Origin of the sequence: Thermus tenuipuniceus (genome assembly GCF_002964845.1) — a bacterium.
GTDB classification, from domain to species: domain Bacteria; phylum Deinococcota; class Deinococci; order Deinococcales; family Thermaceae; genus Thermus; species Thermus tenuipuniceus.
On sequence record NZ_PRDA01000083.1, the window covers coordinates 1 to 1677 of the forward strand.

A 1677-nucleotide genomic window follows, 5' to 3' on the forward strand; every position below is an offset into this window, starting at 1 on the left:
AAGGCGGGGCGGGTGAATGTGGTGGCCCACCTGGAGTGGTTGGGGGAGGGTAGGTGGCGGCTGGGGTACGGCTTGCTTCCTGGGGTTTGCCGGACGGGGGAGGTGGTGGCGTACCTGGAGGGGCTGAGCCGGGTGGTGGAGGGGGAGGGGGTGAGGGGGGTGGTGGTGTTGGACAACGCGCCCTTTCACCGGTCGCGGGGTTTCAGGGAGGGGAGGGAGAGGTGGCGTAGGCGGGGAATGGAGGTGGTGTACCTGCCGCGGTACAGCCCGCAGTACAACCCGGTGGAGAGGGTGTGGCGGCGGGTGAAGGGGTGGTTGCTGCCGCGGCGGTACTACGGGAGGGTGGAGGAGCTGCGGAGAGCGGTGGAGGGGGCTTTGAGGGAGTTGCAGGAGCGCTTGGAGAGGGGTGTGGGGCAAAGTCTATGCGTGGCCACTTAGGTGGAAGGCGGGGGCGGTGGCCCCGAAGCTGGCGTCAGCGGCCAAGAGGAGTTCTCCCGCTTCTAGGGGGATGCGGTAGGCTCCGTTCAGCAAGAAGGCGGGGGCCGAAACGTCCGAGCGTTTGGTGGCGGGGGTGCGGGTCTCGGTGCCGTCTTTTACCTCCACTTCCACTCCGCTCCACTGACTGAACCCCAGGAGGTTGCGCACCCCAAGGCCAACGGCGTAGGTACCTCCGTCCAAGGCCACCCCCAGGTCGGTCCGCAACCCGTATCCCAGGCCGCCCCCGCCCAGACCCAAGGTGCCCTCCAAGTACTCGGGGTAGCTCAGAAAATAGCGGGCCTCGTAACTTGCTCCGTTCACGTTGCCGTCTGGGTCAAAGGTGGGCCGGGCCTTGCCCGAGGCCTCCACATATCCCAGGCCGTAAAAGCCCTCGCCCCTTACCCCAGGTACACCCGGCCCACGCCGGGCACTTCCGGGAGGGGGGTGGCGAACCCTAGGGCCAGGCTTAGCCCTGAGGCAAAGCTTCCCCCAGCCTCCAGGTAGCAAGGGGAGGGGTTGCTGGCCTTGCAGGGGTCCAGGGAACCCCCTGCCAGCGCCCGAGCCAGGTCCGGGCTCGGAAGCACCCGTACCCCCTGCGTGCCCACGAAGGGACCGAAGGCGAGGTAGGTTCCCGGCCCAAGGTCCAGGCTGATGGTCAGGAGGGGGGAGGGGATCAGGGCCGTGGGTTTTTCTGGGGCCGACCCCATCTGGAACGAGGGCAAGAGGTTATTGCCCTGGCCATCCGTTAGGCTGACGCTCCCAGCGCTTAGGCGGAAAACCACCTCGTCGGGGCTCCTGGCGGGGTTCAGAAGAAAGCTCCCCAGGTGGGAGGCTTGGTCGTAGAAGCTCAGGAGGTCAAAGGAGGTGCGAAAGGCGTTGGGGTCGGTGAAGTAGGTGAAGGGGCTGGTGTCGCTGAAGGTGGGCAGGAAGCGCAAGAGCCCTACTGGGAGGGAAAACCCTTCGCGCCCCCATTGGTTGGGGAAGGCGGCGTAGGCGGGGTTGACCCCTGACAACGAGGGGCCCGGTAAGAGAACGCCACCCATTCCCAGGCTGCGTACGCCCTGCGCTAACCCGACCCCCATAAGGCTAAGCGTTAGAAGGACCGCAAACCTTTTCATAACCCAAGTTGCCACCTACCCCCAGGCCTGAAAAAATAGTGGCCGCTATGCTTTCGCGCATCATAGCGGCCTTCTGCATTAT

3 protein-coding genes are annotated in these 1677 nt (G+C 65.7%); 1 reads left to right on the forward strand and 2 read right to left on the reverse strand.

Annotated features, from left to right (window positions below; translation table 11 throughout):
- The coding region (locus C2847_RS12080) for a transposase (RefSeq protein ID WP_208619960.1) at positions 1 to 438 on the forward strand (438 nt) is incomplete at its 5' end.
- Here C2847_RS12080 and C2847_RS12085 read toward each other — a convergent pair.
- Together C2847_RS12085 and C2847_RS12090 are read right to left on the reverse strand one after the other, a co-directional pair.
- Positions 421 to 846, reverse strand: coding sequence for a hypothetical protein (locus C2847_RS12085; protein WP_105318569.1), 426 nt, complete (start codon positions 844 to 846; stop codon positions 421 to 423). The genes C2847_RS12080 and C2847_RS12085 overlap by 18 nt on opposite strands.
- A 29-nt stretch (positions 847 to 875) precedes the next feature.
- Entirely contained in the window at positions 876 to 1412 is a 537-nt protein-coding gene (locus C2847_RS12090) for a hypothetical protein (protein WP_128415183.1), read from the reverse strand.
- Positions 1413 to 1677: the final 265 nt, after the last annotated feature.